This is a genomic window from Paracoccus contaminans (assembly GCF_002105555.1).
Taxonomy (GTDB): domain Bacteria; phylum Pseudomonadota; class Alphaproteobacteria; order Rhodobacterales; family Rhodobacteraceae; genus Paracoccus; species Paracoccus contaminans.
Map to the genome: position 1 here is coordinate 1399648 of NZ_CP020612.1, position 17319 is coordinate 1416966.

A 17319-nucleotide genomic window follows, 5' to 3' on the forward strand; every position below is an offset into this window, starting at 1 on the left:
GTCCCTGCCGCCAGGGCGATTGCCCGCCGCGGGCCAAGCGGGTAAGCGGCGCTTCCTGACCACGAGGCCGGCAATGACTCGCAACACCCATCCCCAGGCGCATCCGCACGACCCCCATTACATCACCCGGTCAGGCTGGCTGCGCGCCTCGGTTCTGGGGGCGATCGACGGGATCGTGTCGATCGGCTCGCTGACCATCGGGGTTGCCATGGCCAGCCCCGCGCCGGGCGCGGTGGCGGTTGCCGGCGCGGCGGGGCTGGCCGCCGGCGCCCTGTCGATGGCAGCGGGCGAATATGTCAGCGTCAGTTCGCAGGCCGACATCGAAGCAGCCGACATCCGCCGCGAAAAGAAGGCGCTGAAGGCCCAGCCCGATGTCGAGCTTGAGGAGCTGATCCAGATCTACGAGGCGCGCGGCCTGGCCCCCGATACCGCCCGCCTCGTCGCGGTCGAGCTGACCGAGCACGACGCGCTGGGGGCCCATATCCGCGACGAGCTGGGGCTGGTCGATGAGCTGGCCGCAAATCCGCTGCAGGCGGCGCTTGCCTCGGCGGTGACGTTTTCGCTGTCGGGGGGGTGCCGCTGTCGGCGGCCCTGCTGGCGCCGCGGGGCGCCACCGTGGCCTGGGTGCTGGCGGTGACGCTGCTGGCGCTGTCGGTGCTGGGCATTGCGGGGGCGCGCGCGGGCGGCGCGCCGATCCGGCCGGCGCTGATGCGGGTTCTGGTCTGGGGCAGTCTCGCCATGGCGGTTACGGCGGGGATAGGGCATCTATTCGGCATCAGCGTTTAAGCCAGCGGAGTTGCGATGCGCCTGCCCGTCCTGACCTTCGGCCTGTCGATGCTGCTGGCCGCGCCGGCCATGGCCGCGCCCGATCCGGCCCTGCCGACCCTGTTCGACGTGTCGGGCGTTGCGGCCGATGACAGGCTGAACATCCGCGAACGCCCCGCCGCCAAGGCCCCGGTGATCGGCATGCTGGCCCCCGATGCGCGAGGGGTCGAGGTGGTGGCCCGGCAGAACGGATGGGCGCTGGTCAACACCGCCGAACGGGCGGGCTGGGTGAACGCGCGCTATCTCAAGCCCCGCCCCGGCATATGGGCCGATGGGGCGCTGCCCCCCACGCTCAGCTGCGCGGGAACCGAGCCGTTCTGGTCGCTGCGCCAGGTGGGCGATCAGCTTGTCTATGAAACGCCCTCAAGCTCGCGCGCGATGAGGCGGCAGACGGTGCTGGGCGAAGCCGCCGCGCAGCGCCCGGTGCGCACGGTGGTGGCCGCCGACGGCAAGGGGCGGATGACGGCGGTCATCCAGCCCGCGCAGTGCAGCGACGGCATGTCCGACCGCATCTATGGGCTGACGGCGGTTCTGCTGTTCGAGCAGGGCGAGCAGGCCTCGCGCATGATGACCGGCTGCTGCCGCATAGCGCCCTGAACGGCCGATCGCTCGGCAAGGGTCACCGGGCAGAAACGCAGGGGGCCCCGATCGGCAGGGCATGGCCCGCCCCGTGCAGGGCGGCCGAGGCGAAACGGCCAGCGGCCTGCCCGCCCATCCGAGGCGCCCGTGGAACGCCGGCACCCGGCCATCGCCCTGTGCCTTTCCCGTGCATCTGCGCGCCTGTCAAAGACCGCGCCGGCGGGTCAGGATCCCGCCATCCGTCGCCGCCTGCCCGCCATGGCCAGCGGCCAGGCGCGCCGCCATACGCCGGGCCGGGGCCAGCATGCGCGGGCAGGGCCTGGTGGACGAAGGCAGGGCGATCTGGCATCGGCCAAGCCGCGGCCTTGCGGCGCTCGGCAGGGCCTCGCCCCTTGGCGTGGATGGTTTCCGCCCCTGCCTGCCCCCTCCCGCCTGGGCCGGTGCCCTTGGGGCAAGGCGGGGTGCAGGCGCAGACCGCCCCCTGCCCCGCGGCGTCGGTTCAGGCAGTCACGGCGGCCCAGCCCTGCGACCTGCCGCATCCCCCCGCAGCCCAGCCTGGCGCAATCACTTATGGCCCGGCCTGTTGGCCTGCGGCAGCCCGGCCTAGCATCCCAACCCTTGCGCCAGCCTGCCTGCCCGCTGCACAGCCTTCAGTGCTGAGTGCTGAGTGCTGAGTGCTGAGTGCTGAGTGCTGAGTGCTGAGTGCTGAGTGCTGAGTGCTGAGTGCTGAGTGCTGAGGCGGGGCGTATCCATTCGCCGGCGGGCGTCACCGTCTTCAGCCCTGCAGGCGCTGTCCTCTGCCGTCAGGCAAGGGGTGCAGCTGGCGCCTGCGCAGGGCGCGTCAGGCCACGACGGCATGCCTTTTCAGCCCCCGCCCGGTGCCCAGGGGGATGTCAAAGCACAGCACGTTCCGGCTATCCTCGCGGGTATAGAACAGCGACTGGGTCAGATCATGGATGATCGACCAGCCGAACCCGCCCGCCCGCAGCGCCGAAATCTCGGGCGCGGTGCTTGCGGGCAGGGCAAGGCAGTCGGGGGGCAGCGGCGTTCCGTTGTCCACCACCGCGCAGGCAAGCCCGCTTGCATGCCGGGTCACGGTCAGGTGGATGGTCACCGGACGGGCGTCTGCTGGCGCCTGACCGGGTGCAGGATCGGGCACGCCTTCGAATGGCCAGCCGCGTTCTCCGGGCATCCCCTCGACGGCCAGCGCGCCGGCCGCAGGCTGGCCCCCCGATCCATACAGCGCGATGTTGTTCATCACCTCGGCCAGGACCAGCTCCAGACGGTCGAGCGCGTCGGGATCGGCGCTGCCACCCAGCCGCAGGCGCAGCGCCGCCAGCGCCTTGCGCACATTGACCAGCGTTGCATCCATCGCCTGGTGAAAAATCGCCGGGGCGCCGGGCGGGCCGGCGGGCTTTTGCGCCGCAGGCAGGGCTTCGGCGTTCATTGCATTCCTCGCTGCGGCCTGGCCGCACCCGGCCCGCCGGCCTCCTCGCAGGGCTGCGGCTGGGTCGCTGGCGCGGCGTCGTGGATCGTGAAGACAGTATCCATATGCGTCAGGCGGAACACGCGCCGGACATTGGGCGTCAGGGCGGCAAGCTCCAGCCGGTGCGTGGAGGGCAGGGTGCGGCGGATGGACAGGATCGCGCCCAGGCCCGAGCTGTCCATGAAATCGACCGCGCCCAGGTCAAGCACGATCACCGGCCCGTGCCGGGCCACAATCTCGCGCAGCCCGTCCTTGAACCGGATCGCCTGCGCGGCGTCCAGCCGCGTATCGGTCACCCTGACCACGACCCCGCCTGCGCTGTGTTCGATCCTGAAGCCCATGTCCGCCCCCATACCGCGCTCAATCCACCCTCGCCCGGTGATAACGGGAAAACCTTGCCAAACCGTAAGCGGCCCTGCGGCCGGCACCGGTGATTTGGCACAGCCCGGCGCAGGCGGAAACCTGTTCCTATGGGCAGGATCGGATCAGATTGTCCAAGGCTGGGGGGCTGGGTAGAATACGCATGGCCCCCATGCACAGGGCGCAGCAGGCATCCTGATCGCCGGAGACATCTCGTGACCACTGTCCCTTCCAGCATCCGCCTTGAAGCCCTGCCCGGCGCCGGACCGGGCCCCGAACCGCGCCCCGCGCCCCTGTCCGCAACCATCCGCGAAGGCGGCGACGCCCCGACGGATGCGAGCACGCCCTATCGCATCGCGCCGGGGGACAGCTTTTCCGGGACGATCGGCTTTGCCGGCGACGGCGACGTGGTCGCCGTCACCCTGGTGGCCGGCCGCACCTATCAGTTCGACATGACCGGCGATCTGGACACGGTTCTGCACCTGTTCGACCCCAGCGGAACGCATGTCGCCAGCAATGACGATTACGGCAGCGTCAACCATTCCCGGATCACCTTCCGGGCCGCTGCCTCGGGCGTCTATTACCTGGGCGCGCAGGGCTATTCGTCCGACGACATCGGCAGCTATCGCATCACCGCCCTTCAGACAGGGGCGACGGGGCCGGGCACCGGATCGTCGCGCATCCTGACCATGGACCAGATCGCCGACTATCTGGCCACCGGCTTCTGGGCCGACCAGGGACAGGCGCCCCGCTCCTTTGCCGTGCGTGCGGGGGGCACGCTGACCTGCGATCTGACCGATCTGGGCGCTGGCGAACGGCAGATCGCCCAGATGGCGCTGAGCGCCTGGAGCGAGGTGACCGGCATCCGTTTCGACACCGCTTCCCGCGCCGGGGCCGGGGCCGCCATCCGCTTTGTCAACGACGACACGGCAGGGGCCTATTCGGCGCCGATGGCCATGACCGGCTCGACCGTGACCCATGCGATCGTCAACATTCCCGCCAACTGGGCCTCCGGCGCGGCCTCCGGCTTTGCCATCTATTTCTATCAGACCTACCTGCACGAGATCGGGCATGCCCTCGGGCTGGGGCATGCGGGCGATTACAACGGATCGGCCGTCTACGGGGTGAACAACAGCTACGGCAATGACAGCTGGCAGGCGACGGTGATGTCGTATTTCGACCAGACCGAAAACACCCTGGTCGATGCCAGCCGGGCCTATGTCGTCACGCCGATGATCGCCGACATCATTGCGATCCAGTCGCTCTACGGAACGTCCCAGAGGTTGAATGCGGGCAATTCGGTCTGGGGCGAGGGCGCAACGATCGGCGGCGCCTTCGGGATGGCCAACCGCCTGATGGTGCAGGGCAGGGACGTGACGCTGACCATCCTCGACCAGGGCGGCATCGACTGGCTGAAACTGGGCGGGGACCGGGCCGCGCAGGTCATCGACCTGAACGGGGGCAAGGTTTCAAGCTGCTATGGCCTGGTCGGCAACCTCTCGATCGCGCAGGGCACGGTGATCGAGAACCTGCTGGCCGGTTCGGGCAGCGACCGCATCACCGGCAACGCGGCCGCGAACCATCTGTGCGGCATGGCCGGGGCCGACACGATCGCGGGCGGCGCGGGCAATGACACGCTGGAAGGCGGCGCCGGGGCGGACCGCCTGTCGGGCGGGGCGGGCGACGATCTCTATGTCGTCGATGCCGCCGACACCGTCACCGAGCGGGCCGGCGAGGGCATCGACCGGGTGCGCGCCACCATCAGCATGACGATCGGCGACAATATCGAGGCGCTGCTGCTGATCCAGTCCTTCGCGAAATACGGCACCGGCAACGCGGCGGCCAATACCATCGTCGGCAACAGCCAGGTCAACTATCTGTCGGGCGGCGCGGGCAACGACACGCTGTTCGGGATGAACGGCGATGACACGCTGGCCGGCAATCTCGGCGCCGACCGGCTGGTGGGCGGGGCGGGCAACGACACCTATCTGCGCGATGCGCAGGACACGATCGTCGAGGCGGCGAATGGCGGCTATGACACGGTCGTCACCCGGCACGACATGGTTCTGGGCGAGAACGTCGAGAAGGTGGTGGCCGAGGGCACCCGCGCCGTTCATCTGACCGGCAATGCGCTGGCGAATGTGATGGTGGGGAACGGCGCGGCCAATGTCCTAGCCGGCGGCGGCGGACAGGACGTGATGTTCGGGGGCGGCGGGCAGGACGTGTTCGTCTTTGCCGCCGGCCAGTCGGGCCGGATCGGCGATTTCCAGGACGATGCCGACACCATCCGCATCACCAGCGCCGCGGCCCAGGGCGCGACTGCCGCCGCGCTGCTGGCGGATGCAACCGAACGGGCGGGGGGCGTGGATCTGTGGATCGGCGGCGGGCTGCTGCGCATCGACGGCGCCAGCATCGCGGCGCTGCATGACGATCTGGTCATCGCCTGATGAAAGGGGCCGCCGGCGCGGGCGGCCCCCTGAACCCTTGCGCGGGGGATGTCAGACCGACAGGCAGACGTATTTCAGCTCGAGGAAATCGTCGATGCCGTGATGGCTGCCCTCGCGGCCAAGGCCCGACTGCTTGACCCCGCCGAAGGGCGCGACCTCGGTCGAGATGATGCCGGTGTTCACGCCGACGATCCCGTATTCCAGCCCCTCCTGCACGCGGATGATCCGGGCCATGTCGCGCGCATAGAAATAGCTGGCGAGGCCGAAGATCGTGGCATTGGCCTTCTCGATCACCTCCTCCTCGGTCTCGAAGCGGAACAGGGGGGCGAGGGGGCCGAAGGTCTCCTCGGTCGCGACCTTGGCGTCGTCGCGCACGCCGGTCATGACGGTGGGTTCAAAGAACAACCCGTCCTTGCGCTTGCCGCCGGTCACGACCTGCCCGCCATGGTCCAGCACGTCCTGGATATGCTCCTCGACCTTCTCGACGGCATCCTTGTTGATCAGCGGGCCGGTGGTCACGCCATCGGTCAGCCCGTCGCCCACGGTCAGCTTGTCCACCGCCGCCGCCAGTTTCTGCGCAAAGGCGTCATAGACGCCAGCCTGCACATAGATGCGGTTGGCGCAGACGCAGGTCTGGCCGTTGTTGCGGAACTTGGAGGCCATCGCCCCCTCGACCGCCTTGTCCAGATCGGCGTCGTCAAAGACGATGAAGGGCGCATTGCCGCCCAGCTCCATGCTGCATTTCAGCACCTGGTCGGCCGCCTGCCGCAGCAGGATGCGCCCCACCTCGGTCGATCCGGTGAAGGTCAGCTTGCGCACCAGCGGATTCTCGCAGAACTCCTTGCCGATGTCGGACGAGCGGGAGGAGGTGACGACCGACAGGATGCCCTTGGGCAGGCCGGCCCGTTCGCCCAGCACCGCCAGCGCCAGCGCCGACAGCGGCGTTTCCGCCGCGGGCCGGGCGACAAAGCCGCAGCCGACGGCCAGCGCCGGGCCGCATTTGCGGGTGATCATGGCGTTGGGAAAGTTCCACGGCGTGATCGAGGCGACGACGCCGATCGCCTGCTTCAGCACCGTGATGCGCTTGTCGGGCTGGTGGCCCGGAATCGTCTCCCCATAGACGCGCTTGGCTTCCTCGCCGAAGAACTCGATGAAGCTGGCGCCATAGGCGATCTCGCCCTTGGCCTCGGCCAGCGGCTTGCCCTGTTCGGCCGTCAGGATGCGGCCGAGGTCATCCTGGTTTTCCATCATCAGGTCGAACCATTTGCGCAGGATCTGCGCGCGCTCCTTGGCGGTGCGGGCCTGCCAGCCCTTCATGGCCTTGTGCGCGGCCTCGATGGCGCGGGCCGCGTGGGCGCGGGTCATGTCGGCGACCTTGGCGATCACGTCGCCGCGGGCGGGGTTCAGCACGTCGAAGGTGCTCTCGCCCTCAACCCACTCGCCGGCGACAAAGGCGCGGGTTTCCAGCAGCGAGGGATCTTTCAGCAGGGTGCGCAGGTCGGTGGAATGGGCGTTCATGGCGGCTCTCTCGGCGGTTTGCGGATTGCGCCTAGGTCATCACCCTGCCTGGGCAAAGTCCACCCGCCCGTCACGAAGGGCTGCCGCAAACGTGAAGATCGCGGCCGAACCGTTGCAGCCCGTAGGCATTGTGCCCGTGCCGGGGGGCAACCCCCAAAGCCCGAAAGGACAACGACAATGACAAAGCTGCTCGCATCTCTCGCCTTGGCCGCCACCGCCCTTGCGGGCGCGGCTGCCGCCGAAACGACCGCGACCGCCGCGACCGACCTGAACCTGCGGTCGGCCCCGCAATCCACCGCCTCGATCGTCGCCGTGATCGGCAACGGCGACAAGGTATCGGTCAACGGCTGCATCGAATCGGCCAATTGGTGCGAAGTCAGCTACAAGGACCAGAAGGGCTGGGCCTATGGCGATTATCTGACCACCGCGATCGGCGAAAAGGTCGAGCCGCTCTATCCCAACCGCCAGGCAGCGGGTGTCACCGTGATCCAGACCCCGGCCCAGAACCCGGCCGAGGCGCCCAATACCGCAGTCGGCGCGGCCGGCGGCGCGGCGATGGGCGCGGTCGTGGGCGGCCCGGTGGGCGCGCTGATCGGGGCTGCGATCGGCGGGACGGCGGGCAACGCCGCGACCCCCGAACCCACCCCCGAGGTCCGCACCTATATCGACGCCAACCCGCAGCAGCCCGTGGTGCTGGACGGTGAGGTCGTCGTGGGCGCGGGCGTGCCCGACACGGTCACGCTGTATGATATTCCCAACCAGCCGGGTTACAAATATGTTACGATCAATGGGCAGCCGGTCCTGGTGAACCCGTCCGACCGCCGGATCGTTTACATCTATCGCTAAGGGCTTCCCTCAATCTCCCTGATGCGATGACTGGGCGGGGCCGTTTGGCCTCGCCCCTTTTTTGTGCCGGCCGTCCGGTCAGGTGCGATGCGCCAGGCAGGGTTGCAGATCGCCGGGCCGGGGCGCGGCGGCAAAGACCCCGCGCGCGATGGCCCGCGCCAGTGTGCAGGCCGCCGCATGGCCCAACCGGAACGGATCGCCCGTCTGCCTTGCGCCCGTGGAAACGGCAAACACCAGATCGCCGTCAAGGGGCGTGTGCGACGGGACGATGGCCCGCGCCAGCCCGTCATGGGCCGCGACCGCCAGCCGCGTCAGGCCGGCCTTGTCCATGGCCGCATCGGTCGCCACGATGGCGATCGTCGTCGCCTCGCCCTGCCGCTTGATCGCGGCAGGCTCATCGCCGGGGGCATAGGGGCCGGCAAGGCCCCGCCCGCCGAATTCGCCGTCCAGTTCCCATGGCGCGGCCCATAGCTGCCCTGAAGGCGCGGTGACGGACCCCAGCGCATTGACGGCAACCAGCGCGCCGACCGTGGTGCCATCCTCCAGCACGGCCGAGGCCGATCCCAGCCCGCCCTTCCAGTTGGCGGTCATCGCCCCGCTGCCCGCCCCGTGCGAGCCAAGGGCGAAATCCGCGCCCGCCGCTTCCAGGGCCGCCCGCCCAAGGGCCGGATAGGGATTGTCCGCCCAGTCATGATCGCCCCCGTTCAGCAGGTCGAACAGGATCGCCGCCGGAACGATCGGCACCCGCGCCGGGCCCACCGCAAAGCCGCGTTTCATGGCCCGCAGGGCCGCCATGACCCCGTCCGCCGCCGCAAGGCCAAAGGCGGACCCGCCCGCCAGCACCAGCGCATCCACCGCCTGCACCATCTTGTCGGGACCAAGCAGGTCGGTTTCGCGCGTGCCGGGCGCCCCGCCCATCACATGGACGGCGCAGGCAAGGGGGGCATCGGCGGTCAGGACAGTGACCCCCGATTTCAGCCGCGCATCGCCGGCATTGCCGACCCGCAGCCCAGCCACGTCGGTGATCAGATTCCGTGTGCCTTGACGCAATCGCCTTTCCTCCGGCCCTTGTTGCGCCCCGCAGGCAAGCCGAAGGTGCCCCCATGCGCAAGCCCTTGCGCGCAGCCGTTGTGCCCGGCCGCGCCCGCGCCTACATCCTCATGCACAGCAGCAGCAAAGAGAGCCGCCATGACCGCTCCGATCCACGCCATCTTCGGCCGTCCCCTGGGCGAGCCTGTTCCCAGCGGTTTCGAGGAAATCATCCTCGGCATGGGGTGTTACTGGGGGGTCGAGCGCCTGTTCTGGCAGCAGGAGGGCGTCTGGTCCACCGAGGTCGGCTTTGCCGGCGGCACGACCGCGAACCCGACCTACCGCCAGGTCTGCGCCGGCGGGACCGGCCATGCCGAGGTGGTGCGCGTCGTCTATGACCCCAGCCGGATCAGCACCGAACAGATCCTCAAGATCTTCTGGGAAAACCACGATCCCACGCAGGGCAACCGCCAGGGGAACGATGTGGGCGACCAGTATCGCTCGGTCATCTTCACCACCACCGAGGCCCAGCGGATCGCGGCCGAAACCGGCCGGACCGATTACGACAACCGCCTTGCCGTGGCGGGCTATCCGGCGATCACCACACAGATCGCGCCGCTGACCACCTTTTACCGCGCCCCCGAGGAAGATCATCAGCAATACCTGCACAAGGTGCCGAACGGCTATTGCGGCCTGCGCGGCACGGGTGTGCAGGCGTCCAGCGCCGAATCGCTGCGCGAGGCGGCTTCGGGCGCATCGGATGGCAACCCCGAGCCGTCGCCCTCCTCCGCGGGCGGCGGATCGGTCGTGGCGGGCGCTGGCGGGGCTGTCTGATGCCGACCTGGACCGCGCTTACCCAGGCGCAGGGGCGCGCCCCGGCCGAAGGCCTGGCCGAAGCCTGCGACGATCTGGTCCCCCCGCCGGTCGGCAGCGGCGTGTTCGAGATCGAGGACGGATCGGACCGGTGGGAGGTCGGCGTCTATTTCACCGATCCGCCGGACGAGATCGCCCTTGCCCTGCTGGCCGCCGCCCATGGCGCGCAGCCCTTCATCGTCTCGGAACTGCCCGAGGTCGACTGGGTCGCCCATGTCCGCCGCGCGCTCTCGCCGGTGACGGCCGGGCGGTTCTTCGTTCACGGCAGCCATGATGCAGGCCAGGTTCCGCCCGGTGCCCAGGCGCTGTGCATCGAGGCGGCGATGGCGTTCGGCACGGGCCATCACGACACGACGCGCGGCTGCCTGCTGGCCTTTGACCGGATGCTCGACGCGGGCGAGGCGCCGCAGCGGATCGCCGATATCGGCTGCGGCACGGCGGTGCTGGCCATGGCGGCGGCGCGGGTTGTGCCAGGGGTGGTCCTGGCCAGCGACATCGACCCCGTGGCGGTCGAGACGGCTCAGGCGAATGTGCTGGCCAACGGCCTTGCCGGCCGGGTCGAATGCGTCCTGGCCGAGGGCTTCGGCCATCCGCTGCTGCATGATGCGGCGCCCTATGACCTGGTCTTTGCCAATATCCTCAAGCAGCCGCTGATCGAACTGGCGCCCGACATGGCCCGTCATCTCGCCCCTGGCGGGCAGGCGATCCTGTCAGGCATCCTGACCGGGCAGGCCGAGGAGGTTGCCGCCGCCTATGCCGAGGCGGGCATCCCGGTGCTAAGCCGGGACGATCTGGGCGACTGGACCACGCTGGTGGTGCAGCGGGGCTGAGAGGCCGCGCCTGCCGCGCCTCAGGGCGCGGACCGATCCTGCGGCAGGTCGCCCGGCGCATGGCCCGGATCGGCCGGGGTTTCCGCGGCCGCCCCGCCGCCGGACGGGCGCTGCACGGGCGCTTGTGCGGGCTGGTCGCAGACCGGCAAGGCCGCCGCTGGCGTGGCGCGCGCGGCATCGCCGCCTGCGCGCAGCGTCAGCCATCCGGCAAGCCAGCCCAGCGCAAAGGCCGCGAGCAGACCCCCTGCAATGGCCATGACAAGAGTATCGTGGTTCATGCCCCGGTGATAACGCGCTTTTCCGCCCCAAGCGAGAGCTGCGCCCCCCTCATGCAGCAGAACCGATGCAAGCAGGCGTCACGGGATCGGTGACAAGGCTGGCGGCCATCGGGATGCCGGCGGTCAGGCCGGACGCCTGCGGCCCGGTGCCCTTGGGCTTGCCCTGTTCCCCGGCCAGCTGATCGGGCGGCCCGTCCCCGCCGTTCCGACAGGAGGCTGCGATCCACACACAATTGGGGATGCCGTGGCCGCTTAATGCAGCCATCCTTGGCAAAGGCTGCGAGGGATCGGCCCCGCGGGCTGAACGCGCGGCGACGGGGGCTGCACCTGCATTTGCCGGCGCGGGCTTTTGCCGTCGCTGCCCTGCAGGCCCGCCGCGCCATGGCCGGCGCGGCGGGCCTTTGTCGCGGATCGCTCGCGCTCCGCCCGTCATTCCCGGCCAGGGCCGCCGATCGTGCCGCGGCCCCGCGTCAGCGTGGCTGTTTCGGGCTTGGGGGACCGAGGGCAGGCGGCGGGCCGGACAGGCGGTCCACCAGCGGCACGGCCCCCGCCCCCGCGGCCGCGGCCTCGCCGCCCCCTGCGGGCTGCGCCTCGGTCACCCCGCGGGTGACGACCGGCGGGGCCGGTCCCCCGACGGGGGCCGATGAAAGCAGGCGGAACGCGATGCGCGGGTTGTCCGGCCCCGCGTCATCCTCGCCTTCCTCGGCCCCGTCGCCTTCCCCGCCTGTGCCGTGATCCGCCGGACCATAGCCCATCGCGCCCAGGTTGGCGGTATCGATCCCGGCCTTGCTCATGGCGGCCAGCACGGCATCCGCGCGCTTTTGCGACAGGGCCATCGCCCCTGCCTCTGGCGTGGCGGCGTAAAATGCCAGTTCGATGCGGTAATCGCCGCAGCCCTGCATGGCCCCGGCCAGCGCGGCCAGTGCCGGGCCGGTATCCCCGGCGATCGCGGCGCTGGCCGGTTGAAAGCCGATCTCGGCCTGTGCCGCCGCCTCGTTCAGGCGGGCGACACAGCCCGGCCCGCTCGGCATGTCCAGCGCCGGGTCAAGCCGCGGATCATAGGTCAGCGCCAGCCGATAGGGGACACCCGGTCCCATCCGCCGGCCCAGTTCCGCCGCAATGTCCCGGGCGGCCGTCCGGCTTCCGGTGGTGCCTGCGATGCGCAGGTCGTCGGGCGTCACGGCGACGCTGGCCTCCTGCAGGGATCTCATCGCCTCAAGCGCGCCGATCACCCGCACGGTCCATCCCGCCGGGGCGGCAGGGTTGACGGCCAGAAGGCTGTCCACATGGCCGAACTGCGCCCGCGCCAGGCTTTCGACCGCCGCGCGCGTCCGTTCGTCCGCAACCGCGCCGCGCAACCGCAGGCGCGTGCCCGCGGCGATCGCGTCGAACCGGACCGGGGCGGCGGCCGCAGGCGCATCCTGCGCCGCGCTCAGCGCAAATCCGGGCGGCAGCGTCGCGGCCAGCCGGTCCCGCGCCGCCCCAAAGACCTCGGCGGGGACAGAGGCGGGTGCCTGCATCGTCACCGCTTTGTCCCGGATTGCGGCCCGCCCCTCGGGCAGCGTGCCCAGCGCGTCGATCACCGCCACCGCCGCATCGGCCCAGCGAGGCGAGGGTGCCCCCAGCCCGACCGGGCAGGCCGCATCCGCCGCCCCCAGCGCAGCCAGGATGCGCTGCTGCGCGGCCGCGCTGTCGGCGGCGCAGGCGGCCAGGCGCGTCGCCCCGTTGGCGCGCACCAGATCCAGCGCGAAGGGCGCGATGACGGGCAGGGGGGTGCTGACATCCAGTATCAGCGCCACCCCCGGCGGCACCGCCTTGCGCAGCGCCGATCCGATCCGTTCCTTTTCGCCTGCGCTGTCGGCCAGCGCGGTGATCGTGACGCGGCCGGGCAGAACCGACAGCCGGGCGCGCGGGGCAAGCCCGGCCGCCTTGATGGCGAAGGCGACTGCCTCGTTCCAGCCGGGGGGCGCCGGGCTGCCTGCAGGCTCGACCAGATCGGTCCGTGCGGGGGTGCCTGTCGCCTGGCCCAGCCGTGCGCCCAGGGCTGCCCCGCCCGGCGCGGCGGGCACCAGCCCCGCGACGGAAACGCCCTCTGCGCTGCGCAGGATCTCCAGACGAAAGGCCGGGGCTTCACCGGCGCGGGCATTTCGGACCGCAACGCCATCGTCAAGGCGCGCCAGCGGAACCCTGCGCGCCACAGCGGCCAGCGCATGGAGCCGCGCGTTTTCATCGGGTGCGGTGCCCTCAAGGCGCAGCGCCAGCCCATCGGCCGTCACGTCGGCCCAGCCAAAACCCCCCTCGGCCAGGGCCGCCCGCGCCGCGCCGGCCGTGCGGCTTTCGACCCATGCCGCGGCAGACTGGCCCGCCAGCCAGGCCCCCGCACCGCCCGCCGCCGCCAGGATCGCGGCCGCCAGCCAGGCCCAGCCGCGCCGCGCGCGAGAAGGACGCGGCGCAGGGATCATCGCCGATGTCCCCCCGCCCGCCGCGCCGGCCCGCCGCTCATGCAAGCCCCGCAAGGACAAGGGCGAGCGCAACCATCAGACCGGCATCGCGATTGGACCGGAACAGGCGCAGGCACACTGCCGGATCGCCGGTCTGCAGCCGGCCCAGTTGCCACCACAGATGGCCGGCGAACGCGGCGATGCCCAGCATCGCTACCAGCGCCGCAAGGGGCGCGGGCCGCGCCGCCGCGACTGCCGTGGACAGCAGCACCACGGCCGCCGCGGCAAAGCCCAGAAGCCAGCGGGGGCTGTCCTCGCCGAACAGGCGGGCGGTGGACCTGACCCCGATCAGGATGTCGTCCTCGGTGTCCTGATGGGCATAGATGGTGTCATAAAACAGCGTCCAGGCGATTCCCGCGGCATAGGCCAGCATCGCCGCCGGGTGCAGCGTGCCGCCATGGGCGGCAAATGCGACCAGCGCGCCCCAGTTGAACGCAAGCCCCAGGAACACCTGCGGCCACCAGGTGAAACGCTTGGCAAAGGGATAGATCACCACCAGCCCCAGCGAGGCGACGCCCAGCGCGATCGCCGCCCCGTTCATGGTCAGCAGCATCAGCCCGCCCAGCGCCGTCTGCACCGCCATCCACAGCCACGCGCCCCGCACCGTGACCTGCCCCGAGGGCAGCGGGCGCGAGCGGGTGCGCGCCACCATGGCGTCATAATCCCGGTCGGTCAGGTCGTTCCAGGTGCAGCCCGCCCCCCGCATCGCCGCCGCGCCGATGGCGCAGGCGAGCGCCACCCACAGATCGGCCCAGCGCGGCCGGTCCACGATCATGGCCAGCCCCGTTCCCCACCAGCATGGCAGCAGCAGCAGCCAGGTGCCGATCGGCCGGTCCGCGCGGCTCAGCCGCAGAAAGGGCCGCCAGCGCGCAGGGGCGCGGCGGTCCACCCAGTTGTCCTGCGGCGCGTCGGAAACCGTTGGCGTTGACGCTGTAGGTTGCATAGGGTTCCGGCCAGCATGGGAAAGATCAGGCTTTACATAGATCAGCCCTTCGTCCCCGGACAAGCGCTGCTGCTGGGACCAGAGCAGGCGCATTACCTGTCAGGGGTGATGCGGCAGGGGCCAGGGGCCGAAATCGCCGTTTTCAACGGCCGTGACGGTGAATGGACCGCGCGGATCGAGCGTGCGGACAGGCGCGGCGGGGCGCTGTCGCTGATCGCACGGTCGGCGCCGCAGCGCGATCCGCCCGATCTCTGGCTGCTGTTTGCGCCCTTGAAGAAGGCGCGCACCGACTTCATCGTCGAAAAGGCCGCCGAACTCGGCGCCGCGCGCATCCTGCCGGTGCAGACCGATCACACCAATGCCGAGCGCATCGCCCAAGGCCGGCTGCAGGCCCATGCCGTCGAGGCGGCCGAGCAATGCGGGGGCACCTTCGTTCCCCAGGTGGCCGAGCTGACACCGCTGGCCCGGCTGCTGGAGGGATGGGACAGCGCCCGGCGCATCCTGTGGGCCGATGAGGCGCTGGTCGGCCCGGCGCAGACGCTGGCCGGGCTGCCAAGCGGGCCATGGGCAGTCCTGATCGGCCCCGAGGGGGGCTGGAGCGAGGCCGAGCGGGCCCGCCTTGCCGGCATGGCGGGGGTGGCGCGCATCAGCCTCGGCCCGCGGATCCTGCGGGCCGATACCGCGGCCGTCGCGGCCCTGACGCTGTGGCAGGCCGCGCTGGGCGACTGGTGATTCGCCACGCATTCGCACCACCGTCATGGGTCAGCGATTGTTCATCATCTTGCGTATTGACAGGGCTGCCCGAAAACAGTCGGCGAAACCCGCGCTGTTCAGCGAATAATCTTCTGTTTTTTGCGCTTTGATTGACAGGATTTTCGCTGCCTTTCGGAAATGCGAGGCATGTTAATATTTCGTGACTGGCTGGATGGTTGCAGCGGACGCATGGCGGCGTTTCGGCGCTGTGCGTAGCGGAAAGGCAATCTGCCGATTATCTCACCGCCATCGAGATGTTCATCCTGCTGCGCTGCGGCAGGCCTGCAAGAAAAAAGGTATGTCATGTCTGCCGTCGAAACCTTCCGCTTCCCCGCCGCCTCGCGTCCCGGCATCTTCTCGCGCCTGGGCGCGGCCCTGAGCCGCTGGGCGGAGGTGCGTGAGACCCGCAACCAGCTCAACCGTCTGAGCGACCGCGAACTGTCCGACATCGGGCTGTCGCGCGGCGACATCGACCGGATCGCGCGCGGTCTCTGATCGGGGCCGCATCGCTCACCCTCTGTCATTTGCGATTGGCGGGCCGGGGTTCATCCCCGGCCTTTTTTCATGGCCCTGCCCGGTTTTCAGGCAATGGCGCGGCCCGGCCTTTCGCCGGATGCAAAAAAGACGCGAGCCGTCTTGCAGGACGGTGCCCGTCCGACCAGTGTGGCGCGGATGTCCTGCCGAAATCACGGGGCTTGCCGATGGACCCGACTGCTTCTTCACCGCCGCGCCGCTATTCGGTGTTCGCCATTGCGCGCGAGGCCATGCGCCTTCACAGCGGCTGGGCCCCGGCCTGGGCCAGCCCCCAGCCACGGCGGCGCTATCAGGTCGTCGTGGTCGGCGCCGGGGGGCATGGGCTGGCCACCGCCTATTACCTGGGCAAGAACTTCGGCATCACCGATGTCGCGGTGATCGAAAAGGGCTGGCTGGGGGGCGGCAATACCGGCCGCAACACGACGATCATCCGGTCGAACTATCTGCAGGATGCCTCGGCGGCGATCTATGACAAGGCCCTCAAGCTGTATGAGACGCTCAGCCAGGACTTGAACTACAACGTCATGTTCAGCCCGCGCGGGCTGATCATGCTGGCGCAGACGGAACATGAAAAGCGCGGCTATCTGCGCACGGTCAACGCCAATCACCTGCAAGGGGTCGCGACGCGGTGGATCGAGGCGGCCGAGCTGAAGCGCCTGGTGCCCATCATCAACATCCACGGCCCGCGCTATCCGGTGCTGGGGGGGCTGTATCAGGAACGCGGCGGCACGGCGCGCCACGACGCCGTCGCCTGGGGCTATGCGCGCGCCTGCTCGGCCATGGGCATGCACATCATCCAGAACTGCGCGGTGACGGGGGTCGAGACCGCGAACGGGCGCGTGCGGGCCGTGAACACCGCCAAGGGCCGCATCGAATGCGACAAGCTGGCGATCGTCGTGGCGGGCCATTCCTCGGTTCTGGCCGGGATGGCCGGATTCCGCCTGCCGATCGAATCCATCGCCCTTCAGGCGCTGGTCAGCGAACCCATCAAGCCCTGCCTTGACGCGGTGGTGATGGCCAACACCGTCCACGGCTATCTGTCGCAATCCGACAAGGGCGAGATGGTGATCGGCGGCGGCACCGACGGATTCGTCAACTATACCCAGCGCGGATCGTGGCAGCATGTCGAGGAAACGGTCCGCGCGCTGATCGAGACCTTCCCGATGCTCAGCCGGCTGAAAATGCTGCGCCAGTGGGGGGGCATCGTGGACATGACGGGCGACCGCTCGCCCATCCTGTCGCGCACCCCGGTCGAGGGGATCTTCGTCAACTGCGGCTGGGGCACCGGCGGGTTCAAGGCGATCCCCGGCTCGGGCTGGGCGATGGCGGAACTGGTCGCCAAGGGCGCGCCGGGGCCGCTGGCGGCGCCCTTCGGGCTGGAACGCTTTGCCGAAGGGCGGTTCATCGACGAAAGCGTCGCCGCCGGGGTGGCGCATTGATGGCCCGCGATCCAGAGGCCGGGGATCTGCTGCGCCATGCTGTGCTGGCCGCCTTGCCGCGCGGGGCACAGCTGAACG

General features: G+C 70.1%; 15 protein-coding genes and 1 pseudogene. 9 read left to right on the top strand and 7 right to left on the bottom strand.

Features of this window, described 5'->3' with window-relative positions; translation table 11 throughout:
- Positions 1-73 precede the first annotated feature (73 nt).
- Positions 74-786, top strand: a pseudogene (locus tag B0A89_RS06520) (VIT1/CCC1 transporter family protein).
- Between the two features lie 15 nt (positions 787-801).
- Positions 802-1422 carry a COG3650 family protein gene (locus B0A89_RS06525; protein ID WP_085377449.1) on the top strand — a complete coding sequence of 207 codons (621 nt, stop codon included), beginning with the start codon at positions 802-804 and terminating at the stop codon, positions 1420-1422.
- A gap of 823 nt (positions 1423-2245) precedes the next feature.
- On the opposite strand, the gene B0A89_RS06530 is transcribed toward B0A89_RS06525, so the two are convergent.
- The gene (locus tag B0A89_RS06530; protein ID WP_085377450.1) at positions 2246-2851 is read right to left on the bottom strand and encodes an ATP-binding protein; all 606 of its coding nucleotides are present in this window, start codon (positions 2849-2851) and stop codon (positions 2246-2248) included.
- Positions 2848-3231: an STAS domain-containing protein gene (locus tag B0A89_RS06535; protein ID WP_085378788.1), complete on the bottom strand. Its 384-nt coding sequence runs from the start codon at positions 3229-3231 to the stop codon at positions 2848-2850. Before B0A89_RS06535 ends, B0A89_RS06530 begins: the two co-directional genes overlap by 4 nt.
- Positions 3232-3465: 234 nt before the next feature.
- On the opposite strand from B0A89_RS06535, the gene B0A89_RS06540 reads away from it, so the two are divergent.
- Positions 3466-5697 (top strand): M10 family metallopeptidase C-terminal domain-containing protein, encoded by a 2232-nt coding sequence (locus B0A89_RS06540; RefSeq protein ID WP_169712142.1) that lies wholly within the window; start codon positions 3466-3468, stop codon positions 5695-5697.
- A gap of 51 nt (positions 5698-5748) precedes the next feature.
- Here B0A89_RS06540 and B0A89_RS06545 read toward each other — a convergent pair whose 3' ends face one another.
- Entirely contained in the window at positions 5749-7215 is a 1467-nt protein-coding gene (locus tag B0A89_RS06545) for an NAD-dependent succinate-semialdehyde dehydrogenase (RefSeq protein ID WP_085377452.1), read from the bottom strand.
- A gap of 177 nt (positions 7216-7392) precedes the next feature.
- Here B0A89_RS06545 and B0A89_RS06550 point away from each other — a divergent pair, with 177 nt between their 5' ends.
- Positions 7393-8061 carry a DUF1236 domain-containing protein gene (locus B0A89_RS06550; RefSeq protein ID WP_085377453.1) on the top strand — a complete coding sequence of 223 codons (669 nt, stop codon included), beginning with the start codon at positions 7393-7395 and terminating at the stop codon, positions 8059-8061.
- 78 nt (positions 8062-8139) lie between these two features.
- On the opposite strand, the gene B0A89_RS06555 is transcribed toward B0A89_RS06550, so the two are convergent.
- Positions 8140-9111, bottom strand: coding sequence for a P1 family peptidase (locus tag B0A89_RS06555; protein ID WP_085377454.1), 972 nt, complete (start codon positions 9109-9111; stop codon positions 8140-8142).
- Positions 9112-9249: 138 nt separating this feature from the next.
- Here B0A89_RS06555 and msrA point away from each other — a divergent pair, with 138 nt between their 5' ends.
- Together msrA and B0A89_RS06565 are read left to right on the top strand one after the other, a co-directional pair.
- A complete protein-coding gene (gene msrA, locus B0A89_RS06560) occupies positions 9250-9924 on the top strand; it encodes a peptide-methionine (S)-S-oxide reductase MsrA (RefSeq protein ID WP_085377455.1) in 675 nt (224 codons plus the stop codon).
- Positions 9924-10793 (top strand): 50S ribosomal protein L11 methyltransferase, encoded by an 870-nt coding sequence (locus B0A89_RS06565; RefSeq protein WP_085377456.1) that lies wholly within the window; start codon positions 9924-9926, stop codon positions 10791-10793. Before msrA ends, B0A89_RS06565 begins: the two co-directional genes overlap by 1 nt.
- A gap of 20 nt (positions 10794-10813) precedes the next feature.
- On the opposite strand, the gene B0A89_RS06570 is transcribed toward B0A89_RS06565, so the two are convergent.
- The 3 genes from B0A89_RS06570 to ubiA form a co-directional block, all read right to left on the bottom strand.
- Complete coding sequence (locus B0A89_RS06570) at positions 10814-11071, bottom strand: hypothetical protein (RefSeq protein ID WP_085377457.1); 258 nt, start codon at positions 11069-11071, stop codon at positions 10814-10816.
- A gap of 470 nt (positions 11072-11541) precedes the next feature.
- Positions 11542-13533 (bottom strand): OmpA family protein, encoded by a 1992-nt coding sequence (locus B0A89_RS06580; RefSeq protein WP_085377459.1) that lies wholly within the window; start codon positions 13531-13533, stop codon positions 11542-11544.
- Between the two features lie 37 nt (positions 13534-13570).
- A complete protein-coding gene (gene ubiA / locus B0A89_RS06585; RefSeq protein WP_085377460.1) occupies positions 13571-14515 on the bottom strand; it encodes a 4-hydroxybenzoate octaprenyltransferase in 945 nt (314 codons plus the stop codon).
- A 15-nt stretch (positions 14516-14530) separates the two neighbouring features.
- On the opposite strand from ubiA, the gene B0A89_RS06590 reads away from it, so the two are divergent.
- The 3 genes from B0A89_RS06590 to B0A89_RS06600 all read left to right on the top strand — a co-directional run bounded on the left by B0A89_RS06590 (position 14531) and on the right by B0A89_RS06600 (position 17241).
- Positions 14531-15247: a 16S rRNA (uracil(1498)-N(3))-methyltransferase gene (locus B0A89_RS06590; protein WP_085377461.1), complete on the top strand. Its 717-nt coding sequence runs from the start codon at positions 14531-14533 to the stop codon at positions 15245-15247.
- A gap of 324 nt (positions 15248-15571) precedes the next feature.
- A complete protein-coding gene (locus B0A89_RS06595) occupies positions 15572-15763 on the top strand; it encodes a DUF1127 domain-containing protein (RefSeq protein ID WP_085377462.1) in 192 nt (63 codons plus the stop codon).
- A gap of 206 nt (positions 15764-15969) precedes the next feature.
- A complete protein-coding gene (locus B0A89_RS06600) occupies positions 15970-17241 on the top strand; it encodes a sarcosine oxidase subunit beta family protein (protein WP_085377463.1) in 1272 nt (423 codons plus the stop codon).
- Positions 17242-17319: the final 78 nt, after the last annotated feature.

What these genes read in the sequence shown, in the direction of transcription:
- B0A89_RS06525 (WP_085377449.1), top strand. Translation starts at nt 802, where the DNA reads ATGCGCCTGCCCGTCCTGACCTTCGGCCTGTCGATGCTGCTGGCCGCG.
- B0A89_RS06530 (WP_085377450.1), bottom strand. Translation starts at nt 2,851, where the DNA reads ATGAACGCCGAAGCCCTGCCTGCGGCGCAAAAGCCCGCCGGCCCGCCC.
- B0A89_RS06535 (WP_085378788.1), bottom strand. Translation starts at nt 3,231, where the DNA reads ATGGGCTTCAGGATCGAACACAGCGCAGGCGGGGTCGTGGTCAGGGTG.
- B0A89_RS06545 (WP_085377452.1), bottom strand. Translation starts at nt 7,215, where the DNA reads ATGAACGCCCATTCCACCGACCTGCGCACCCTGCTGAAAGATCCCTCG.
- B0A89_RS06550 (WP_085377453.1), top strand. Translation starts at nt 7,393, where the DNA reads ATGACAAAGCTGCTCGCATCTCTCGCCTTGGCCGCCACCGCCCTTGCG.
- msrA (WP_085377455.1), top strand. Translation starts at nt 9,250, where the DNA reads ATGACCGCTCCGATCCACGCCATCTTCGGCCGTCCCCTGGGCGAGCCT.
- B0A89_RS06565 (WP_085377456.1), top strand. Translation starts at nt 9,924, where the DNA reads ATGCCGACCTGGACCGCGCTTACCCAGGCGCAGGGGCGCGCCCCGGCC.
- B0A89_RS06570 (WP_085377457.1), bottom strand. Translation starts at nt 11,071, where the DNA reads ATGAACCACGATACTCTTGTCATGGCCATTGCAGGGGGTCTGCTCGCG.
- B0A89_RS06580 (WP_085377459.1), bottom strand. Translation starts at nt 13,533, where the DNA reads ATGATCCCTGCGCCGCGTCCTTCTCGCGCGCGGCGCGGCTGGGCCTGG.
- ubiA (WP_085377460.1), bottom strand. Translation starts at nt 14,515, where the DNA reads ATGCAACCTACAGCGTCAACGCCAACGGTTTCCGACGCGCCGCAGGAC.
- B0A89_RS06590 (WP_085377461.1), top strand. Translation starts at nt 14,531, where the DNA reads ATGGGAAAGATCAGGCTTTACATAGATCAGCCCTTCGTCCCCGGACAA.
- B0A89_RS06595 (WP_085377462.1), top strand. Translation starts at nt 15,572, where the DNA reads ATGTCTGCCGTCGAAACCTTCCGCTTCCCCGCCGCCTCGCGTCCCGGC.
- B0A89_RS06600 (WP_085377463.1), top strand. Translation starts at nt 15,970, where the DNA reads ATGGACCCGACTGCTTCTTCACCGCCGCGCCGCTATTCGGTGTTCGCC.